Genomic DNA, 21,238 nt, shown 5'->3' with positions numbered 1-21,238 from the left:
TGCATTTTAAATATCAAGTAAATCAATGACGATTGAAAGGATAAGGCTATGAGCAAGAGAAAGGTTAGTTGGCATGGTGTTTTTCCGGCAGTGACGACACAATTTAACCCCGATTTTTCCATTAATTGGGATGCCACACAGAAGGTAATGACAAACCTGATTAAAGATGGGGTTTCCGGTTTAGTCGTCAATGGTTCTGTGGGGGAAAACACGTCTCTGTCTATGAAAGAGAAGCGTGCTATCGTTGAACTCGCCGTAGATGTTGCTGGTGGGAAAGTTCCCGTTCTTTCAGGTATCGCGGAATTGACAACCGATAATGCGTGCAAAATGGTTTCTGAATGCCGTCAGGCAGGCGCTAATGGGGTGATGATCATGCCACCTCTGATTTATACCCCAACACCGAAAGAAAGCAGGGCGTATTTCCGTACAATTGCTGCCTCTACCGATTTACCCGTCATGCTATATAACAACCCTCTGCTGTATAAAAATGATATTACGCCGAAAATGCTGACGTCCCTGGCCGATTGCGAAAATATCGTTGCATTTAAAGACTCATCAGGCAATACCCGTCCTTTTAGTGATATTCCCAACGAAGCAGGCGATCGCTTCATTCTTTTTGCAGGTTTGGATGACGTGGTTTTAGAGTCAGTCGCAGTGGGCGCAGAAGGGTGGATTTCAGGTATGTCGAATGCCTTTCCACGGGAAGGAGAAACTTTATTCCGTCTGGCTAAACAGAAACGTTATGAAGAAGCGCGGGAATTATATCGCTGGTTTATGCCTCTGTTGCATTTGGATTTCCGTCCTGATTTGGTGCAATGCATCAAACTGTGTGAAGAAATGGTTGGCCGTGGTAGTGCCATTACCCGTCCACCGCGTTTACCACTCGAAGGGGAAACATTGGCTAAGGTACGTACCATTGTAGAAAAAGCTCTTGCTAATCGTCCTGCGCTGCCTGATGTAGGTCTCTGAATTGGGCTGTAACCGTTTCTGATACCCTTGGAGGAATCACTATGACTATGTTGGTAACACATTCAGGTATGCAGTTTATTGGTGGTCGCAGGCAAGCCGAGGGCGAACGCTGTTTGCACAACCGGCGAGCGGTGGATAACTTACCAATAGGTTATGTGTTTTATCAGGCTACACGACATGAGGTCGATCTTGCCGCCCAGGCAGCAGCCGATGCATTTACCCGTTATAGCCAGACATCATTAGAAGAACGTGCCGTTTTTTTAGATAAAATTGCCGATGAAATTGATGCTCTCGGTGACGACTTCATTACCCTTGTATCAGAAGAAACGGCTCTGCCCCCAGCCCGGCTTCAAGGTGAACGGTCGAGAACCAGCGGGCAAATGAGGCTGTTTGCCACGCTGTTACGCCGTGGTGATATTCATGCAGCCCGCATTGATACTGCGCAACCTGAGAGAAAACCGTTCCCCAGAGTTGATATTCGCCAATGCCATATTCCTCTAGGCCCTATTGCGGTTTTCGGTGCCAGTAATTTCCCGTTGGCTTTTTCAACGGCTGGTGGTGACACGGCGTCAGCATTAGCCGCAGGCTGTACCGTTGTTTTCAAAGCGCATAGCGGCCATATGGCTACCGCCGAAATCATCGCAGAAGCCATTGAACGCGCTATTATCGCCGCACAAATGCCCGCCGGTGTATTTAATATGATTTATGGCAATAGTGTGGGGGCAGATCTAGTCAAACACCCAATTATTCAGGCTGTTGGTTTTACCGGTTCACTCGCTGGTGGACGTGCACTGTTCGATATGGCTATGCAGCGACCACAACCTATTCCGGTTTTTGCTGAAATGTCGAGTATCAACCCGGTCATTGTGCTGCCAAACGCCTTAGCACTGCGAGGAAAACAGATCGCCCAAGAGTTGGTGAATTCATTCACATTAGGTAGCGGTCAGTTTTGTACCAAGCCAGGAATAATCTTGGGTATTCGTTCACCCGAATTTGATCAATTTATTACGCAATTGACGCAGGAGATCACGCTTCGTCCGGCACAGTCAATGCTAAACCGAGGCACATTACTCAACTACCAAATAGGTATTCATCAACTGGATGATGAACCCTTAATGACACGGTTAGCCATTGGTGAACATCATGAAAATCAGGCAAGTGCAATGCTGTATCGCGCCGATATTGCTTTGTTGTTGAGTAAAAATGCCCTGTTACAAGAGGAGGTGTTTGGCCCTGTTGCGATTATGGTCGAAGCCGAAAGCCAATATCAGCTTTTGCGTGCAATTGACTGTTTGCCGGGGCAGCTTACCGCTACCTTGATTGGTGAGGATGATGAATTAGCGAATGCACACGAGTTCAGTCAACGATTACAAAACATTGCAGGCAGGGTGGTTGTCAATGGCTATCCAACGGGCGTTGAAGTCTGTGATGCCGTGGTTCATGGCGGGCCTTACCCTGCGACTTCAGATGCGAGAGGGACTTCAGTTGGCACACTGGCCATTTGGCGTTTTCTGCGCCCGGTCTGTTTCCAAAACTATCCCAAATCCTTACTTCCGCCTGCACTGCAAGACCATAATCCGTTAAATATTTCTCGATTAATCAATGGGGTAATGAGTCGGGAAGTGTTGTAAAACCCACAGTTATCCCACGTTGACATATATCAAATAAGAAACAGAAAAAGGCGAATAATTATGGCGCTACACGAAGCCTCTTCACGGCCAAAATCCGGTTCAGGGCAGGGTAAATTTAAGAAACAGTTAACACTCACGGATTTAACCTTCATCGGGTTAGGGGCTATTTTTGGCTCTGGCTGGTTATTTGCGGCCAGTCATGTATCTGTTATTGCAGGACCAGCAGGGATTTTTTCCTGGGTGATTGGCGGTATTGCTGTGCTCTTACTCGGTATTGTTTATTGCGAACTGGGTGCGGCACTGCCGAAATCAGGTGGCATGATTCGTTATCCGGTGTTTTCTCATGGTGAACTCATGGGATATTTAATGGGTTCCATCACCTTAATTGCGTTTTCCAGCCTAATAGCCATCGAAGTCGTCGCTGCTCGACAATATGCGGCGGCGTGGTTCCCGTCTCTTAGTCAGCCGGGTTCGGGTAATCCGACTCTGACAGGCTGGCTGGTTCAATTTATCTTATTAGCATTTTTCTTTTACCTTAACTACAACAGCGTGAAAACCTTTGCGAAATCCAACAATATTATTAGTATTTTCAAGTTCATCGTTCCGCTGCTCGTCATTATTATCCTGTTTAATTATTTCAATCCGAGTAATCTGCAAGTTCACGGATTTTCTCCTTTTGGGGTATCGGGTGTTGAAGCTGCGGTTTCAGCAGGTGGCATTATTTTTGCTTATCTTGGCCTAACACCCATTATTTCTGTCGCTGGTGAAGTAGAAAAACCTCAAAAAACAATTCCTATTGCCCTCATTCTGTCTATTTCACTGTCTACGGTTATTTATGTTTTATTACAGTTAGCGTTTCTTGGCGGGATACCCTCTGATCTACTCGTTGGTGGCTGGAATAACATTGGGCAATATTTTTCATTGCCGTTTCGTGATATAGCTTTAATCCTCGGTGTGGGGTGGCTCGCTTTTTTGGTGGTATGTGATGCGGTGATTTCTCCAAGCGGTACTGGGAATATTTATATGAATGCCACTCCCCGTGTAGTTTATGGTTGGGCAAAAAGTGGGACGTTATTTAATGTGTTTACCCATGTCGATGAAAAATCGGGGATACCACGTCCTGCACTTTGGTTGACGTTTATTCTTGCTGTTTTCTGGACATTACCTTTTCCTTCATGGGAAAAACTTATCAGTGTTGTTTCTGCGGCGTTAATTCTGAGTTACGCATTAGCGCCAGTAACCGCTTCTGCCTTACGCCGTAATGCTAAAGAGATAAAACGCCCTTTTTATGTTAAATGGTTTGCACTCATTGGCCCGCTTTCCTTTATTATTTCTGCTTTCATTGTTTACTGGTCTGGTTGGAAAACCGTTTCTTGGTTGCTCGGATTACAGATTGTCTTGTTTTTTATCTACTTGTTATTTAAAAATAAAGTTCCGATAGGAAAAGTGAGTCTGCGCCAACAGATAATCTCAGCCCTGTGGTTGATTGGTTTTTACAGTGCCATGATTATTCTGTCCTATTTGGGCACATTTGGCGGTAAAGGCATTATTCCTGCGCCTTGGGATATTGTTGCAGTAGCAGTGATTTCTCTAATCGCCTTCTATTGGGGAACTTTTAGTGCTTTACCCAATGCTATTTTACCAACGGAGGATGAGGATTAGTGCTGGTGGATTATGTAAAAAAACAACTTCATTCAGAAAGAGAGTTCAGGGCTTAATTATTTTGTTCGGAAGAGAAGGGTAATTGACGTTCAAAGCTCTAATGTGATGTTTAAACTTTTTTTAAACCGGTGATATTTTGTTTCAATTGAATTTAGTTTTAATTTGGGAGAATGGGTGCCTTAATATGAGCTATATTCCCCAAATTATTTAGTCTGGTTAACTATAACTGAGCGGGAGATTAACGGGACATCCTTGTCCACATTGATGCTGGATAGATTTAAACAAGCTCATCATAAATTAAGATCAATAGTTACAAAAACGGAGATGAGCATAGATTCATTCTAGCCAGAACGCCTTCATTTCCTGAAAAATCAAGCACCTTCTGCAATGCTTGTTGCCTCAGGAACCTCAATTAATTTTCCTGACCTCACATCATATATGTACCCATATATGGAGATATTTGCGGGGACAAGAGGGTGGGTACGAATACGATGAATATCTTCAACTACACTATCAACTTGATTATTAATGGTAAGCCATTTGATATATTTTCCCTCAGATGATCCTGTGCCGTTGCCGACATCTTTAAATCCTTCATCCGTCATTATCGCGCTTTCCAGGCTGCTTTCCAGTAGATCGCCCATGATATTGTCTGTAAAAAGTTCCATCCCACAATTAGTATGGTGAATTACAAACCACTCTTTTGTGCCAAAAAGTTTATAGGAAATAATAAGTGAACGAATGGCATCATCGCTGGCCCTTCCGCCTGCATTACGAATAATATGAGCGTCACCTTCAGATAAACCTGCAAATTTTGCTGGATCTAACCTAGCATCCATACACGTCAATATGGCAAATCGTCTGACAGCAGGTAAACCAAGGTTTTTTTTATCACCAAAAGTTTCTGCATATGCAATATTAGCATCACTTATTTCTCTGATAACACGGCTCATCCTTCCTCCCTTCATATTTTCTGGTTTAATAAAAAGCTAGAACATCTATCTAGATAAATGAATATGAGGCTGAAAATACAGATATATAAAAAAAATTTATGAAAAATATATACCTCGTATCCTTGGTACTGGTCAAGTAAATCCTAAGTGTTTCAATAGACATTGTGATGTAATGATGTTTTCGGAGTTTTCAGTGGAGAAAGTTGTATCTTAAAAAAGTTTTAAAGTAATCATGGTGCGCATGGTATGGTTCGCTACAGGTCACCTACCCAATTTATGCACTATGCACAAGGAATCCATATGCGGCTATCTATTCGAACCTTATCAGCCTTTACATCTTTTGCTTTCTTCATTGCTCCGTTTCTCACTCAAGCACATAGCGGCAATACTGCTGGTATTAACGTTGAAAAATTGCTTGAGACTGAAAAGTCTTGGGATGGCGTGTCTTATCAGGAATACCCTAAAGGCACTCCTCAGCTTTCAGTTCTCAAAATTACTATTGCTCCAAATACCAGTCTTGCCTGGCATCAGCACCCGATACCTAATGTCGCTTACGTGCTGGACGGGGTGTTAACGGCAGAGAAAAAATCCAGTGGCGAAAAACGTCTTATAAAGGCGGGAGAGGCGGTACCGGAGATGGTTGACAGTACACATCGCGGTTACACAGGCAAAGAAGGTGCTACTCTTGTGGTCTTCTACGCGGGGCAAAAAGGGATTCCTCTTTCTAAAACCGTTGAATGAAAATCACTCATGTACGACAAGGTGCACTCTAGACGACCTTTAACAACCTGAGAACTGTTGGTACAGATAAGTGGAGTAGGGAAGGATGACCCCATTTCAGGCGTGCCTCCTTTTTCCCGTCAGCTAGCGGGCGGTGTACCAACATGGTCCGCTGGCGATCATTATTATGCCTTGCTATTAAGAGACGAATTTATGGCACGAGTAACTAGCGTTACCCTTGGTGAGCATTTCAACAGGTTTGTTGGTGATATGATCCAATCTGGTCGTTATGGCAACACATCCGAAGTTATCCTCGATGCTTTGCGCCTGATGGAGGCTCGCGAGCAGCGTATTCAGAATGTTCGTGAAATGGTGCTGGCTGGCCTGAATTCCCCTGTCAGCAAAAACAGCATGGATGATATTTTTGTAATGGCAGCGAAGGACTTAAATGTATAAGTTTTCCGAGTTGGCTGATACAGCAATTTGGTCAAAACCAGGCGAGGCGTTATCACGATGAACTGAAAAATGTCTTTCGTTAAGCGGACGGGTTGTCTGATGGTCGGAGACGAAAGAACGTGTCAGCGGGATCAGTACCGGCATTTAGCCAGGGCGAATCGATTTAAAGTTCATCAATTAAGCCAGGTCTAATATTCGGTCTATCGGTTCAGATTTCTTCCTCGGCTATCATAGTGCGTCTAATGTATATTATGTTAAATAGCCTTCAACGATAAACGACTTCACATAGAACTAGGTGGTTTTTGACACCCTTTCCTTTTCCAGTGTTCAGGCCAAGGCCAATATTTCTGTGGTGCTGGATACCGCAGTCAATGGTGAGCCTGTTGAAATCACCCGTCGGGACGGCAGCGCTGCTGTAGTGATCAGTAAAGCAGAATTCGAGGTGTATCAGAATGCAAAGCTGGATGCCGAGTTTGATGCAATGATGCAACGTCATGGTCATACAGTAGCAGCGTTGACTGACCGATGATTTGGGTGAGTGCTCAAGAAGTTGTTGCTTTCCACGATCGCATATTGCGACGTTTTCCCGGCGTTGCCGGGATAGCAGATCCTGGTAGAGCGCAGGCATTGATTTATCGTGTGCAAAACTCTATTGCCCTCCTCTCCTACTTTTCTGGATGAGCACACTGGTATTTTTTGAGGCCCATGTTTGACGATTAACCGTTAAATTAAATTCATTTTTTATATGAAAATATAAAAAATGAATTTATTATGAAAATAAAAATGATGTTTTTAGGGAATAATGAATGTTTTTATTTGGAAGCCACATAATTACGATGAAAGTACTTATTCGTAAGTATTATAGTTAATAGATATAGCATTTAAAGGCAATAATTATAAAAATAATTTTTTACTATGATTATTCTGAAAAAATAATGAAGTAAAATGTTTGCTGTTAATCACATTAAGAACATCCAGAGTCAGGATAGTTGACATTATTACCAGAAAATCCATTCGGCGCGAGTGAGTAAAATATAAACGATCTCAATTGTCAGCGCCGACTTTCCCTTATTTAAAACACCACCATACTGTTACCTTTCCAGATTAAATATGTGAGATAAATCATAAATTCCAGATAGGTTAAATATACTGGCATTAAAGATAGTTTCATGGAAAACTATAGGAAAATAAATTATCATTATATATTAGATTTGCCCTTTTTAATTCCTGGCACTATTATGGTAAATGGAATTTAGGTTTCCAACCTAATTCCACCTAGGATGAGAAATATATATAAGCAGTTTTTGAATTTTAAAATTGTAACATCATCAATGTGATGATTTAGATTTTGCATACATTATCACATATGATTTTGGTAAATAATACGTTTAAATATGTAAATTCTGAAACTATTTAAGGAGAGTTTTATGTTAAAGAAATTATTAACAGTTGGGGCATTAGCAACAGCATTAATCGGAGGAATTGGGACTGCATCGGCAGAATTTAGCGGATATACTTACTGTATAGACGGTTTGCAAGGATACGATGGTGGGAAGAATGTTCTATCTATTGTCCATTCTTATAACAATTTTTCTAATGTACTTTATAGAGATGGGTTTAAATGGTATTTTAAAGCTTCTAAATCTTGTGGTGATGGACTACAATATGTCGCTCTTTATGAAAGGTAGAAAAATTTTACCAAAAATCCTTTAATTAAAGGATTTTTTGGAACACTGACAAACCCCGTTTAAAATAACGGGGTTTTTGCTTTTATCATGAATAATAATATTTTCTGTTTTTCTTTTAGTTACCATATATTCAAAGTGTTGATTGACTTTAAAAATAATATTTCTCTTTCGATGAAGACTAAACAGATTTAATCTTCGCAGAGTAATACCTTATCCATAACGCAACAAGTACTAAAATAATAAAAAATACTGATACAGACAGAGTAAGTTCCTTAAAAACAAACCTGCCAATATTTATTCCCGATACCTCCCAGGATAAAAACAATGCTACAGGGCATGTTAGAAACCCTGAGATAAATCCAATAACAATCAAATAATAAAGTTTTCTTTTGTTCTTTTTTTGAATAACAGGAGCTAATGTTTTCTGATATCGCCAATACTTTATGGTGAGATACAATAACCCTAACAATGAACTGAGATGCTGTAGAATTTTATATATACTTATCCCCTGCCCGTTGGTAATGGAATGGAAAGTTCGGAATTGCAGTAGAGGAATTAGCTCGACAAAGAAACCTTTATCGTGTGTGAATGCATCCCAGACAATATGGGTTACAGCCCCTAGAAATAACGATATCACAAAAATAACTCTATCCTTGTAGCCCTGTTTTTCATAGCGAACAAAGGGTATTGGGAAAAGGATGGATAAAGGATGTGACAAGAGGCGTACGATCAAAAATATCAATAAACATAGAGGAAATGCAGTATAAAACCATCCGAGTAAGTGATGCGCAGTCGTTGCTACATTATATAACCCAACAGAGTAAAAGAAATCAGGAGACAAACTACCCACAATTAGCGCAGGCAAATTCAATAACCTTCCCCCCGGAAGATTTTTCAAAGGAAAAACGGCTGCTGGATGTGAAAATGTCCACGGCATTGCGAAAGATCCTGAAATATTGTTGAAACATGAAAGTTACCGACTTCGATTGCAGTTTAATCAAAGTCGGTAACTCATTTCTTTTAAATTGAAGTGTCAGATTGAGTCTGAGCTAAGACATTATGTTTTTTTAATATCTCTTGAACTCTATCTTTAGGAATAGAAAACGAAGTATTGCCATTTCTCCCAACCATTTTTTTTGCGGCGATCATAGCATTAATTATTGCTTCTTCTGTTGCATTTATTGTGGCTTCATACAAAGGATCTAGTTGGTCATTTGACAGTATTTTTATTGTTTTTACATCTTTTCTAGAGAATGCATCACTATTTGCGGTCGAAAATGCAATAAATATCTCACCGCTGGTATTTCTGGCTACCCCACCAACCTTTGCCAGTCCAAGAGATACTCGTTTAGCTATTTTGTCTAATTGGTGAGGAGTTAATGGTGCGTCTGTAGCCACTGCGGCTATTATAGAACCGGCATCCTTTATTTCTTTCTTGTTTCCATGATATATCGGCTTGAGATCCTGTATTTCTTTACCAACTGGAATCCCTGCAATAATCAAATCGTCCCTATCACCAAAGTTGCCTTGAACAAGAACTCCAACAGTATATCCGCCATCTTTTTTATCTAGAATTCTTGATGAGGTACCTGTGCCTCCCTTAAACTTGAAAAGGTTCATTCCCGTTCCACCGCCGACATTACCCTCTTCTATCGCTCCTGATTTAGCGCTATCCAACGCATGATATACATGTTCTTTTTTTACATGCATACCGTTTATATCATTTAATATTCCATCCCACGTTTCTGCAACCACAGGTAATAACCAAAATAAATCATCTTTTAGTGGCGATGTTAGATTGTTATCAAACATCCAGCTAATTGTTGAGTCTCTAACAACACCAACACTATGAGTGTTGGTTATTAATATTGGCGTTTCCAGAAAACCACTTTCTTTGACCCATTGATTGCCTGTCATATCTCCATTTCCATTTAAAGAGAATGTACTAGAAAATACCGGGCTAAATTTCTTTCCTCTTGGCAATATCGCTGTCACGCCTGTTCTTATTGGGCCTTTTCCAACCTCTAGCTTTCCATCGCCTTCTATTATGGTTGAATAGCCAACTTCTACACCGCTAACATCGGTAATCGCATTATATTTCCCGGTTACTCCAGAGAAAGGAATGCCTAAATCCCTTGCTCTAATCTCATCGGCTAAAGAGTTGGAAGCTATCACTGTCGATATAGATAAAATGATAGCATTTAATATTTTCATAACTACTCCTTGTTATACCAAATTAACTCTAAGGTTTAAGATTCTGAATATGAAGATCCGATACGAAAGGGATACGTTTTTGACCAGTCGGTATACCCTTTTGTACCATTACCGTAATTATATTATTTAGGTTTGTAATTTATTGTGATATTCCGCTGATATTTAGCCGGGAGTAAGTCCATGATTGGACATTTCACGCAGTTGTGTTTCTCGTCTTGGATAAGCGCCATTGCTTGTGGCGCATAGTCAGAAATCAGTTCTCGACACATACCACATGGAGACACGATACTAATCTCCCCTTCACGAGAGTGATAAACAGCCACTATAGTGTCGATGTCGGCGGAGCCGTATTCTGTCACAGCACGCCCAAGCGCAATGGCTTCTGCGCAAACTGCGATGCGACCAACATTTGCCTCAAGATGCACGCCCGTTACAATTTCGCCAGAGCACAGACGCAGTGCGGCACCCACAACATGCCAATCCGGTTTGTATCGAGATATGATCGCGGCTTTTGCTGCTTCAATTAGGGAAACATCTTGTTCTTCAAGAACGACGTTTTCATTGTTTGGAATCATTATTATTTCTCGCATTATTTCTAATTAACTTGAGTTATAGATAAAAGATAATATTGAGTGCTTGTTCTAAGATTATAACTTTCGACCAAGAAAAAACCGATCTTAATAAGGACATCGACAACACCGCCAAGCCTATTATTGATCCTTTCTGTCTCCATGTTTGTGGTATACCTACAAAGATCACATAAAACTTAAAAAAATAGTGAAAATTTGTATTCTCAATATTGAATAAAGACTAAGATCAATAATAATTAACGAGATAAGATAATGGACATTGCTATACCGATTTTATATAAAACATAAAATCATATAAATACCTTATATACCTTATGGATACTTTTTACTGTATCAGGCTTTACTTGTGGCTTGAGGCATGATTAAAGCCAGTACATTTTGATAATTAATTGTAGAGAAGCTAGTCAATGCATCATTACATCGGAATTTGTGTGGTTGCTCAGTCCCAAATCGTGAGCCAAGGAGTGAAAGAAGCGATTAACAAATTGGAATTGTCAATTGCTGCTGAATCTAATCATGGTGAAGTCTGTAAACTTAATTCAACAGTTTCAGTTGATCTTATTATGACGTACTTGCTTCAGCAAGCTAGAAGATATTTACTTTTCTATCAGAAAAAGCATCAATTTTCTTTTCATGTTATGACCTATGAAACGCTGGATGAAGCTCTGGCCGATATCGCACTGCATCCAGACAGAACACTCGATTTGGTAATTGCTGATGATCTGTTTTTACAACATGGACATTACGAGCAGGTCAGTCATCAGTTTTTCCGATTGTTTGAGTCGAATCCTGGGAAATTATCACCCTATTCTTTCCTACTCTCTTTGTCAGAGATGATTCCTGGTAGTGCACGGGTACAAGTGATGGATTCAGTGACACTCAATATTTGGCAGCCAGATCCGCTTGTTTGGCAGATACAGGTGCTAAAAAACCTAATGAATCATTTGGATAGTACTTATATTAATCCATTACTTGTTAGAGCGACGACGTCTAAAGTAACAATATCATCAATGGCACAGTTTATTCATGATTATATGGAGTACCACTTCCAGGAGCGTTGGGACTTCCACTACTATACTGGGTCGGTGATCTCCGGGTTTATCGATTCCATGCTTCGTTTGTGTGATGGTACATCTACCCTGTGTGAAAGTGGGCCGAATGAGCACAGTCTGGCAGTTTCTGCGCTTTGTGGCTGGCAGTTTTATCAGCGTGGTTACGTGATTGCGGTGACTTCAGGCATGATCGATGAGTTTCGCGGCACACTATACAATCTGAAACGTGCTCATGCGCCAGGCATCATCATTTGTGCAGATAGTCCTAGAAGTAGCTGGTTCCCATTTCAAGGTACGATGCATAGAGATTATGATAGTAAGAAGTCGATTGAAGCAAAAGGAATTCCATGCGTTTATATCGATAATCAATTGAACTTGCCTGAGCGGTTAAATGAGGCGATAGATTTATTACATTCTCAACCCGGCCCAGTGTTTATTCTTGCGACCCAATCAGTTTTGGAATGTACACTGAAACCTGAGCAGCTACCCCTCCCGAGTCAGTGGAGCCTTTTGGTTCCACAGATTGAGGATAATGAAGCGTCCGTCATGGATGCAGTGATGTTTCTGATCAACCATGATAAACGTCGTATACTGTGGCAATGTTGTCATTTAACGGATCACGAACGTGAACTGATTTATCAGATTGCTGAAAAAGCAGGGATAGCGTTAGTAGATACGATAGTATCTCCGGGGGCAGTCAGTGATTACTACCAGCAAAAGCCTGTTAGTAACTATATTGGAACTCTGTCGGTTTACGGCTTTAGTAGCAAAGTATTTCATTACCTACATGAGGGGCAGCAGCTTGCTGATCCTGAAAGCCAGAGTATTTTTTTCCTTAAAAGTAAAGTCGATGAGGTATCCTCGCCATTTTCCGCCAGTAAACTTAAAAATAAATGTCATATTATTCAGGTGAATTGTCGTTTAGAGCATATGTCACCTTACACTGATCTGGCTGTACATAGCTATTTACTCTCGTTCTTAAAAACCGTTCTTACTCGACTTAATGTGGATGAAAAGGTACTTGCTTATCGTCGTCGCGAACTGGAGCGAGTTCAGAATTACCCTAACACCACCCCGATAGATTGGTTGCCACAGGTACCGATGTCACCCAATTACTTTTATGCCCATTTAGGGAAACAGTTGCATAATCTGATTAGTGAGCAGGGGTTTGTCTATACCGGTGTTTATGATGTAGGGAAGTGCGGAATCGGGGCGATGCGGAATTTACCGAAAACAGGGAAAGGGTTTTCAGGTTGGTATGGTCGGGCACTGATGGGGGATGCGTTGATGTCATTGCCTTATTTGGCTCGGACATCATCCCAGAATATTCTGGCATTTATTGGTGATGGTGCCAGAGATTTAATCCCAAACATTGAGTCCCATGTTGAACGAGCATTGATGCAAAATCCTCATCGGCAGAAGATCAATATTTCTGTGTTTTATCTTTGCAATGGCATGCTGTCGATGATTCGATCATATATCGATATGCGGAGTGCGACGAATAATACAAAACAGACCTTTCTTGCTGCATCATCGCGTAATTTGTCTTTGTTTACTGCTTCTAATGTCCAGATTATCCCTGACGTACATGCAACAACACAGGTAATTCGTGAGCGTTGGACAACATTTGACGCAACCTATTGTGAAACCATGTTAACAACCCCTCAAACCATCTATTTTATCGATGTCATGCTCTCACATAGCTCCGATGGAGACGGGATGGTCCTGTTCTCTGAAACCACATGGCAGCGTGCCAATATAATATAAGGAAGGATTGAAATTTAAAAAGCCCAAGAGTAGCTGTACTTTTGGGCTTTACTCTATACCCGTCATCTTTCAAGTTGCCTCTTTGTTGGCTGCACTCGCTCACCCCAGTCACATAGTTTGCTATGCTCCCGGGGATTCACTCCTTTGCCGTCGCGATGCATCTTGAAATCCATAGGGTATAATCCTTTGAGTTTAGCAATATTGAAGATCTTATGGGTACATACTTTCCTTAGTCAATGTAATGCAATACTTCTCCAACAGCGTCAAAAAGACGATCCAAATCAGCGCGTTCAGCATTGAACATAGGCCCGAATTGCAGCGTATCAGCGCTAAAGCGTACGTAAAAGCCCGCTTTCCAAAGTATCATGCTGGCATCAAAAGGACGTACAGCGGTATCACCGTCACGGGCAGCCAATTCAATTGCCCCCACCAAGCCACAGTTGCGGATATCAGTCACATTTGGACAATTTGTGAGAGAATGAAGGGCCATTTCAAAATGAGGGGCAAGTTCAGCAGAGCGCTGGATAAGGTGGTCTTTATCTAGCAGATCCAAGGTTGCCAACCCGGCGGCACAAGCTACCGGATGTCCCGAGTAGGTATGACCATGATTAAACTCCACAAGATGTTCCGGCAGTGGCTGAGACATAAATGCTTCATAAATTTCACTGCTTGCCACTACGCCTCCCAGAGGAATGGCACCATTGGTAATTTGTTTGGCAAAATTAAGCATATCTGGCGTCACACCAAAATATTCGGCACCAGTCCAGCGCCCCATGCGACCAAAGCCAGTAATAACTTCATCAAAAATCAACAAAATATTATGTTGATCACAAATTTCACGCAGACGCTGTAAATACCCTTTGGGCGGAATAATCGCACCGGCAGAACCGGCCACAGGCTCGACAATCACTGCCGCGATATTGGAGGCATCATGCAGTTCGATCAACTTGAGCATCTCATTGGCTAATTCCACGCCGCCGGTTTCTGCCATACCTTGCGTAAATGCCATATTGGCCTGTAGCGTATGGGGTAAGTGATCTACGTCCATCAACTGCCCGAACATTTTGCGATTGCCACCAATCCCTCCCAAACTGGTACCTGCAATATTGACACCGTGATAACCACGTGCACGGCCAATCAGTTTGGTTTTTGTGGGTTGGCCTTTCACACGCCAGTAGGCTTGCGCCATTTTGACTGAGGTGTCTAAAGTCTCAGAACCTGAGCTGGTGAAAAAGACGTGATTGAGATCACCTGGTGTTAAATTGGCAATTTTTTCTGCCAGTTGAAACGACAAGGGATGACCGAACTGAAAGCCTGGTGAGTAATCGAGGGTGCTTAATTGAGTAGCGACAGCTTTTTGAATTTCGGTTCGGGTATGGCCCGCTCCACAAGTCCAAAGACCGGATAGGCTGTCATAAATCTGGCGTCCTTTATCGTCTTTTAGCCATTGACCCTCGGCAGCAACGATAAGGCGTGGATCGCGTTGGAAATTTCGGTTGGCACTGAATGGCATCCAGTGAGATTTTAGGTTTAATGATTCAGAATAATAGGTTTTAGACATCGATAACTCCTTCCAAAAGAATGAAATTTGAGTTTAGTTCAATCTCCTATTATTTTCCAACAATGACGAGTATTATTAGATAACAAATAATGTTGGACGTAATTATATATTTAAATCCTTTATCTTTAACCTATTTTACAGTTGTGAAGTAGAATAGAGTGAAATATAGGGCGGCGATGCCGCCCTATAAGAAGTTATAATAAGGTGAGGAAACTTATTTTATAATATTGCGGTTATTTTATAATCCGTAATTATATCTCCTTTCTCTTCATCCAAAACCTCTTTAGTTATCCTCACAAGATAATCCTTATCTTTATTACTCTTTAACATGACCATTTCTTCATCTTTGGTATATTTCAACGCATAACCAGAGTCAATAATACTTATTTCCTGCAATTTATAATCTGAAAACAGGTGTTTCACTATTTTATGTTGTAAAATTGGTAATAGCGTCTTGTAGGTAAATCCTGCTGCCAAGGTAACAGCTACACCTATTATGTAAAGGATAGGCTCTTCAACGCCGGATACTTCCGATTCTTTCTTGTGTTCTGATGACATAATTTCACCTATAAACAAAGTATTAGGATTATATGATTAACTACAATATAAAAATATTAATCACGGAATTTATAATGTATTAATTTAATTGTAAGTAAAAAATTAACTAATTGACCATGTTTGTGAATCAGTTAAAGTTGCTGTCAGGTTATATACGTTGGGTTTAAATAATAATTCAGATGATTGACTGACTGTGTGAGCCAGCACTTGCCCCATTTTAACACCAACTCCCACGGCAATATGATATTTTGGTTCAGGTGTATAAAATTGGATTGTATTTGCCAATACTTGTTGAACAAATGTACCCTGTTTAGACATTCCAATACCTGTTGTGTAAAGGTTATTTGGAATATTTTTGTTTTCCTTTATCGTTAAAATTCCACTTTCTCCTCCATCAGTTGCTGCCCCAAATGCTGGAGTATTATCATTTGTATTAAACGTAATTATATTTCTGTCTATAAGATTTGCATCTACAATTTGGCCCGCTTCGAAAACAACGCCATCCGTTAATGTTCCTGTTATACCCCAAATAAATGAATACTCAATTGACCATTTAAAAGTAAAGTATGCCCCTGACGCTATTTTAAAAGGACTTGCCTGCCATGCTAAAGAAAAAACATCAGATGGTTGCTCTGGCATTTTTTGGTAAAGATAAACTGTCCAAGCAGAAGGTGATTTATTTTCGAACCTAACAGTATAAGGTGTACCACTTGCAGATGATATGTCTAATTGGCTCATGTGTTATTACTCCTATGAGTTTATGAATAAACCATATAAATAACATGTTCAGTGAAATATGTGGTTATTTATGTTTGCCGTGATAATAATATAGATCTGTAGCAGCAATTAATTATATTGCAAAGACAGAGACGGTTTATATAAATCAAAAGCTGCTATAGAAAAGAGTAGTACAGGGAATTTAAAAATCCAATTTAACTTAATTAATATAAATTAATCATGTCATTATTTATTTTATTACAAACTGACATGTTTTGTTATTAAAAGATATGAGATTGGTGTTTATATGGGAGATTAGGTTATCAACTATATGATTATGTTTAAGATTATGCCTGATACTTGAGCCTGTGATTTAAATAGTGCTGAATGCTGAATTTACTATCTTAGATATGATAAAAACTCACTAAAACCAAGCTTAAATTTATTTTCAATAAATTCAATTAAATATATACAAGTTATTTTATGGACTTAATTTTCACTAGATATAAATTCTATATTAGCTTTGGACGATTCCGCCATTCACTCCCCCATCCTTTTGACGGCATCAGTGACCTTGACAATGAGCGAGGGAGAAATGTCGTCATCGTACATTTCTCCCTGAACGCCGCTGTAAGTTACCTTAGTATTTTTTTAGGCATCAATGGAAATATCAGTGATAGGTATACACTGACAAGTAAGACACATCTCTTGCTCTGAAAGTTCTACGTCATTCAAGTGTTGCACTTCGCCACTTTTTAATTTCACAGCACAACTTTCACACTGTCCAACCCGGCATCCACTTGCCATCTTAATACCCATTTTTTCGCCAAAATTAAGGAGTGTCCCTTTGTCAGGAGACCATTCAAGAAGAATGCCAGATTTTTCAAATTTAACGGCAAAACTCTTCCCGTCTTTAATTTTTACCGGAGTTAGCGATCGGAACACTTCTTTATAGATATCAAAAGGCGGAACTCCTAGAGTACGTAAACCTTCTTCGAAAGTTTTCATCATAAGAGCCGGGCCACACATATAAAAACGAGCTTGCTGCTTGATCAATGTTTCAGGAACGGCATTCGCAGTAATATATCCATGATGCTGGTAATTAATACCCTCAATATCCACTGGCAGCGGATTACTGTAATAGTTGATTACTTTCAACTGTTTAATTTTTGACTCAAGCTCTTTTAGCCTTTTGGAAAAGGCATGTGTATTGCTGTTTTGATTAGCATACAACAATAAGAGTTCGGGCTTTTCACCATTAGCTGAAAGAGATTCAAGATAACTTATAAATGGCGTAACACCAATTCCTCCTGCCAACATAACAACAGGTTGCTTAGCATTAAGCGGAATAATAAAGTTTCCTCCCGGAGGTGTCAGATTCACCTCGGCTCCGGCTACCAGCGCCCTGTTAATATATGAAGACATGACACCTTCAAAAGTTTCCCCGTCAGAAGTTATGCCTTTTTGATGCCGTACGGAGACACTGTAAGTTTTTCTACCCGCCAGTGTTGCCGTTCCTGTCAATGAATAGGCCCTGATAACAGGGTCATCCTGCCCAGGTATGGAAACTTGTACTGTGATATGTTGGCCAGGTTCATAATCAGGCAACATTGCTCCATCTTGTGACTCAAAAATAACGGTTTTGACACCTTTGGCCTCGGGTTTTATATTTACAACCCGAAATGCTTTACGGCCCTGCCACGGCCTTCTCTCCGGGTTGATATCTTCTGCGAGTTTAATATCACAGCGGAATGAACGGAGCGGAGAAGCGCCGCTGATAGGATCGCAAGAGTCGTCAGAAATAAGCGCATTATAGTTACTGCTGTTTTTTCCTATGACGGGAAAACCCTCTTTCCCATAATCAGGGCACGCTTGCCACCAACCAAACTCGGCAATTATCGTATCGTAAGCAATATGATCATCTAACGATGCTTTAAAACGCGCCTTGCCGTTGCGAGTGATGACCTCTACCCAATCTCCATTGTTAATACCTTTCTTTTCAGCCAATCTATTGTTTATCTCAAGCTTAGGATAAGGTGATTTTTTTCGCAGACTGGTTAAACTTCTCTGCTGGCTATGACAATAGAAACCATTTTTTACCGAGGTCAGTCGATAAGGGAAATGTGACTCAGAGTTTAAATTCTCTTTTGGTTCATCATATATCGGTAGTGGTGGATAACCATGCCGCCACAATTTCTCAGAATAGATTTCAACCATTCCTGTTTCGGTATCAAAACCTTTAACTGTGTTCTTAACAGGATCGATTTCTGCGTATTTCTTGTCATGCTGAATTAATGGAATTGAAACTCCTTCCGGTTTTTCTCTTAACGCCGCTACGGTCAAGCCAATAGGCTCAAGAATATAATTCCATCCTGCTTCAACACTGCCATTAAAAAATAGCTCATTCATGCCTAAGCGACAGGCCAAGTCGAAGACAATTTCATTATCTGACCGGCTTTCTCCCCGAGGCGAAATCATTCTTTGTCTTAACTGAACAAGTTCTTCTGCCTTAGCTGAAATCTCAAATCCTACACGTAGCCCTTCTCTCTCCCAAGGCGTATTCACGGGTAGTAAGATGTCAGCATAATGTGCAGTAGGCGTTTCAAAGAGATCACAATGAACATGAAATTCAAGCTGTTTTAGCGCATCTATCCCAATCTTGGTGTCAGCATGAGATGACAACATATTGGTACCAAATGCCATCATAGCTCTAATCGGGTAAGGCCGTTTGTGCAAGATTGCTTGATACAGATCCTGTGATGTTACCCAACCATCCAGAGGTGGCCCCAACGGTTTTTCCTTAAAGCCAAGGGCTTTTTCTTGTTGTTCCTTCGGCATAAGTCTGCGGGCATTCACAGGATTAACTGGATGCTTATTGTACACTCTGTTGCTTCCCTGCGTGTCAAAACACCCGGTTAATGCGTACAGCACGGCAATTGCTCGTTCAGTCTGGGTTGCATTGGTATGTTGAGCTACACCAGTCCAAGAATGATAAGCAATTCGTTTGGAAGAGATGATTAAACCTGCGGCATATAGGAGTTTTTCTTTGGTTATGCCGGTGATTTTTTCTACATATTCAGGTGTGTATGGTTGACACTCATCTAGAAGTAGTTGGAATGCAGATTTGCATGGTATTTTTTTATTTACATCTTCCGCAGAGTTAACCAAAAATTCGCCTAATAAAGCATAATTATCATTTTCAGCACATGGCTCATTTTCGTGAATATCATAGGGTAGCGGAGATTGAGTTATGTTATTCCAGACAACATATCTGTTTTTCTTAGCTGAAATGTTTATATCTTTTTCTCTCAAGAAAAGACCATTATCATTTCGTACTAACAATGAGGCGTTCGTCCAGCGTGCTACAAACGCCTGATCATATCCTCTTCGGTTTATGATGATATTTATGAGCCCGAGGGCTAACGCGGCATCCGTCCCAGGATTTATATTGAGCCAATTATCAGATTCTTTAGCAAGAGCCGTATATCTAGGATCAACAACGATAAGTTTGGCCCCTGCATTTCTTCCCGCTCCAAGGGCTTCTGCTTGCGCAAGCCATGTATTTGTTGGATTGTGCCCCCATAGAATGATCAGCTCGGCATTTCTGTAATCAGCCACAGGAATATTGCACCCAAAGGTAAACTTATGCGCCTCGTCTTTATGCCAGTTACACACCTCTGTACTATTGCAAACGTTAGGGCTGCCGAAATTCCGAATGAAGCGTTCTATCCATTCAAGGCTGTCACTAAGAGGTGTGCCACTTGGTGAGGTGATTGAGAAAGCAACCGATTCTGCACCAGACTCAGCTTTATAGAAAGCCAGTTTCTCTGCAACATACTTCAACGCTTCATCCCAGGTGATCTTTTCCCAGCCTGGATCGGCATCACCTTTGGGATTTGTTCTACGGAGAGGATAAAGAATCCGGTTAGGACTATGAGCCAGTTCTGGTGCTGCTTTACCCTTCATGCACATGGCGTTGCCGGTCGGATGTTTTGGGTTTTGTTGGATTTTTATCAGTGTATCGTTACGAACTTCGTTGACAGTGCCACATCTTGATCTACAGAGAGTACAATATCCCTCTTTAAACTCGCTCTTCATAAGATAACCTCATACGGCTTCACAAAATATTTACTTCACGGTTCTTGCGGATGGTTAATACCAGTACGTATTACTGGTTCTCTTCTCTTCTCTTTTATTATTTTTCATCAAATTGGGTAATGTGTAATTGCTTTTCAAGCTACACAATAAAATCAAAAATTCAACGGTATTTATTTTTATAACCAACTAAAGTATTAACAATGTAATTATTCATAATTACTTGCATTGTCTTTGCTGGTATCCGGGACATAGATAACTTCTTCATTTACCCCCTCTTCTGCTTTAATGATTTGGGTGTAATATTGGGATGCTTGGTCAATTGTAAATATTGTATTAGGTGACCATACCATCATACCACTATATCCGTTATTAATGACTGAGCGGGTAATATTCTGCACTGTGGATACCGAATTCTTTGCGGGGGAGACACCTAGGTAGTGTCCCTTAATTATATAATCTCCGGCAAAAGAGTCGAATACAGCCTAATTTCACCATCGACAGATAGTTTCGTGCTGTTTTTTCATAGCGTGTTGCAATACGTCTATTACCTTTCAAAAAACCAAAACAGCGTTCGACAACATTACGGTCACAATAAGCCTGTT

At 40.7% G+C, this 21,238-nt stretch carries 17 protein-coding genes and 2 pseudogenes; 9 read left to right on the top strand and 10 right to left on the bottom strand.

Annotation, left to right across the window (positions count from 1 at the left end):
• Nucleotides 1–48: 48 nt before the first annotated feature.
• The 3 genes from EAE91_RS07935 to EAE91_RS07925 are packed head-to-tail and all read left to right on the top strand — an operon-like array spanning nt 49 to nt 4,262.
• A complete protein-coding gene (locus EAE91_RS07935; RefSeq protein ID WP_214088017.1) occupies nt 49–969 on the top strand; it encodes a dihydrodipicolinate synthase family protein in 921 nt (306 codons plus the stop codon).
• 41 nt (nt 970–1,010) lie between these two features.
• The gene (locus EAE91_RS07930; RefSeq protein ID WP_214088016.1) at nt 1,011–2,600 is read left to right on the top strand and encodes an aldehyde dehydrogenase (NADP(+)); all 1,590 of its coding nucleotides are present in this window, start codon (nt 1,011–1,013) and stop codon (nt 2,598–2,600) included.
• A 60-nt stretch (nt 2,601–2,660) separates the two neighbouring features.
• Nucleotides 2,661–4,262 carry an APC family permease gene (locus EAE91_RS07925; protein WP_214088015.1) on the top strand — a complete coding sequence of 534 codons (1,602 nt, stop codon included), beginning with the start codon at nt 2,661–2,663 and terminating at the stop codon, nt 4,260–4,262.
• 371 nt (nt 4,263–4,633) lie between these two features.
• Here the strand turns inward: EAE91_RS07925 and EAE91_RS07920 are convergent, their stop codons facing one another.
• The gene (locus EAE91_RS07920) at nt 4,634–5,215 is read right to left on the bottom strand and encodes a beta-class carbonic anhydrase (RefSeq protein ID WP_214088014.1); all 582 of its coding nucleotides are present in this window, start codon (nt 5,213–5,215) and stop codon (nt 4,634–4,636) included.
• A 246-nt stretch (nt 5,216–5,461) separates the two neighbouring features.
• On the opposite strand from EAE91_RS07920, the gene EAE91_RS07915 reads away from it, so the two are divergent.
• From EAE91_RS07915 to EAE91_RS07895, 5 genes and pseudogenes are all read left to right on the top strand, one after another.
• The gene (locus EAE91_RS07915) at nt 5,462–5,956 is read left to right on the top strand and encodes a cupin domain-containing protein (RefSeq protein WP_244868731.1); all 495 of its coding nucleotides are present in this window, start codon (nt 5,462–5,464) and stop codon (nt 5,954–5,956) included.
• A gap of 192 nt (nt 5,957–6,148) precedes the next feature.
• Nucleotides 6,149–6,391: a type II toxin-antitoxin system ParD family antitoxin gene (locus EAE91_RS07910; protein ID WP_214088126.1), complete on the top strand. Its 243-nt coding sequence runs from the start codon at nt 6,149–6,151 to the stop codon at nt 6,389–6,391.
• 295 nt (nt 6,392–6,686) lie between these two features.
• Complete coding sequence (locus EAE91_RS07905; protein WP_214088013.1) at nt 6,687–6,920, top strand: type II toxin-antitoxin system Phd/YefM family antitoxin; 234 nt, start codon at nt 6,687–6,689, stop codon at nt 6,918–6,920.
• Nucleotides 6,917–7,039: pseudogene (locus EAE91_RS07900) on the top strand (type II toxin-antitoxin system death-on-curing family toxin); the annotation flags it as partial. The gene EAE91_RS07905 and the pseudogene EAE91_RS07900, both read left to right, overlap by 4 nt.
• A 779-nt stretch (nt 7,040–7,818) precedes the next feature.
• Nucleotides 7,819–8,079 (top strand): LCI fold-containing protein, encoded by a 261-nt coding sequence (locus tag EAE91_RS07895; RefSeq protein ID WP_214088012.1) that lies wholly within the window; start codon nt 7,819–7,821, stop codon nt 8,077–8,079.
• 178 nt (nt 8,080–8,257) lie between these two features.
• Here EAE91_RS07895 and EAE91_RS07890 read toward each other — a convergent pair whose 3' ends face one another.
• From EAE91_RS07890 to EAE91_RS07880, 3 genes are all read right to left on the bottom strand, one after another.
• Entirely contained in the window at nt 8,258–9,016 is a 759-nt protein-coding gene (locus tag EAE91_RS07890; RefSeq protein WP_214088011.1) for a DUF4184 family protein, read from the bottom strand.
• A gap of 83 nt (nt 9,017–9,099) precedes the next feature.
• Complete coding sequence (locus tag EAE91_RS07885; protein WP_214088010.1) at nt 9,100–10,293, bottom strand: DmpA family aminopeptidase; 1,194 nt, start codon at nt 10,291–10,293, stop codon at nt 9,100–9,102.
• Nucleotides 10,294–10,415: 122 nt separating this feature from the next.
• Nucleotides 10,416–10,868 (bottom strand): cytidine deaminase, encoded by a 453-nt coding sequence (locus tag EAE91_RS07880; RefSeq protein WP_214088009.1) that lies wholly within the window; start codon nt 10,866–10,868, stop codon nt 10,416–10,418.
• A gap of 422 nt (nt 10,869–11,290) precedes the next feature.
• Here EAE91_RS07880 and EAE91_RS07875 point away from each other — a divergent pair, with 422 nt between their 5' ends.
• Nucleotides 11,291–13,702, top strand: coding sequence for a hypothetical protein (locus EAE91_RS07875; RefSeq protein WP_214088008.1), 2,412 nt, complete (start codon nt 11,291–11,293; stop codon nt 13,700–13,702).
• 229 nt (nt 13,703–13,931) lie between these two features.
• Here the strand turns inward: EAE91_RS07875 and aptA are convergent, their stop codons facing one another.
• The 6 genes and pseudogenes from aptA to EAE91_RS07845 all read right to left on the bottom strand — a co-directional run.
• Complete coding sequence (aptA, locus tag EAE91_RS07870) at nt 13,932–15,263, bottom strand: omega-aminotransferase AptA (protein ID WP_214088007.1); 1,332 nt, start codon at nt 15,261–15,263, stop codon at nt 13,932–13,934.
• A gap of 219 nt (nt 15,264–15,482) precedes the next feature.
• Complete coding sequence (locus EAE91_RS07865; RefSeq protein WP_214088006.1) at nt 15,483–15,821, bottom strand: hypothetical protein; 339 nt, start codon at nt 15,819–15,821, stop codon at nt 15,483–15,485.
• A gap of 102 nt (nt 15,822–15,923) precedes the next feature.
• Nucleotides 15,924–16,559, bottom strand: a complete 636-nt coding sequence (locus EAE91_RS07860; RefSeq protein ID WP_214088005.1) for a protein RhiA — start codon at nt 16,557–16,559, stop codon at nt 15,924–15,926.
• 630 nt (nt 16,560–17,189) lie between these two features.
• On the bottom strand, nt 17,190–20,636 hold the full coding sequence (locus EAE91_RS07855; RefSeq protein ID WP_214088004.1) for a molybdopterin-dependent oxidoreductase: 3,447 nt from the start codon (nt 20,634–20,636) through the stop codon (nt 17,190–17,192).
• 206 nt (nt 20,637–20,842) lie between these two features.
• Nucleotides 20,843–21,034, bottom strand: a complete 192-nt coding sequence (locus EAE91_RS07850) for a hypothetical protein (protein ID WP_214088003.1) — start codon at nt 21,032–21,034, stop codon at nt 20,843–20,845.
• A 46-nt stretch (nt 21,035–21,080) separates the two neighbouring features.
• A pseudogene (locus tag EAE91_RS07845) lies at nt 21,081–21,238 on the bottom strand (IS5/IS1182 family transposase); the annotation flags it as partial.

The sequence above is a fragment of the Photorhabdus noenieputensis genome (genome assembly GCF_018448935.1).
GTDB classification, from domain to species: Bacteria; Pseudomonadota; Gammaproteobacteria; order Enterobacterales; family Enterobacteriaceae; genus Photorhabdus; species Photorhabdus noenieputensis.
The sequence above is the reverse complement of the archived record's forward strand: the minus strand, read 5'-3'. Positions and strand labels throughout refer to the sequence as shown.

Excerpts from the sequence above, each read along its gene's own strand:
- EAE91_RS07935 (WP_214088017.1), top strand. The coding sequence starts at position 49 with ATGAGCAAGAGAAAGGTTAGTTGGCATGGTGTTTTTCCGGCAGTGACG.
- EAE91_RS07930 (WP_214088016.1), top strand. The coding sequence starts at position 1,011 with ATGACTATGTTGGTAACACATTCAGGTATGCAGTTTATTGGTGGTCGC.
- EAE91_RS07925 (WP_214088015.1), top strand. The coding sequence starts at position 2,661 with ATGGCGCTACACGAAGCCTCTTCACGGCCAAAATCCGGTTCAGGGCAG.
- EAE91_RS07920 (WP_214088014.1), bottom strand. The coding sequence starts at position 5,215 with ATGAGCCGTGTTATCAGAGAAATAAGTGATGCTAATATTGCATATGCA.
- EAE91_RS07915 (WP_244868731.1), top strand. The coding sequence starts at position 5,462 with ATGGTTCGCTACAGGTCACCTACCCAATTTATGCACTATGCACAAGGA.
- EAE91_RS07910 (WP_214088126.1), top strand. The coding sequence starts at position 6,149 with ATGGCACGAGTAACTAGCGTTACCCTTGGTGAGCATTTCAACAGGTTT.
- EAE91_RS07895 (WP_214088012.1), top strand. The coding sequence starts at position 7,819 with ATGTTAAAGAAATTATTAACAGTTGGGGCATTAGCAACAGCATTAATC.
- EAE91_RS07890 (WP_214088011.1), bottom strand. The coding sequence starts at position 9,016 with ATGCCGTGGACATTTTCACATCCAGCAGCCGTTTTTCCTTTGAAAAAT.
- EAE91_RS07885 (WP_214088010.1), bottom strand. The coding sequence starts at position 10,293 with ATGAAAATATTAAATGCTATCATTTTATCTATATCGACAGTGATAGCT.
- EAE91_RS07880 (WP_214088009.1), bottom strand. The coding sequence starts at position 10,868 with ATGATTCCAAACAATGAAAACGTCGTTCTTGAAGAACAAGATGTTTCC.
- EAE91_RS07875 (WP_214088008.1), top strand. The coding sequence starts at position 11,291 with ATGCATCATTACATCGGAATTTGTGTGGTTGCTCAGTCCCAAATCGTG.
- aptA (WP_214088007.1), bottom strand. The coding sequence starts at position 15,263 with ATGTCTAAAACCTATTATTCTGAATCATTAAACCTAAAATCTCACTGG.
- EAE91_RS07865 (WP_214088006.1), bottom strand. The coding sequence starts at position 15,821 with ATGTCATCAGAACACAAGAAAGAATCGGAAGTATCCGGCGTTGAAGAG.
- EAE91_RS07860 (WP_214088005.1), bottom strand. The coding sequence starts at position 16,559 with ATGAGCCAATTAGACATATCATCTGCAAGTGGTACACCTTATACTGTT.
- EAE91_RS07855 (WP_214088004.1), bottom strand. The coding sequence starts at position 20,636 with ATGAAGAGCGAGTTTAAAGAGGGATATTGTACTCTCTGTAGATCAAGA.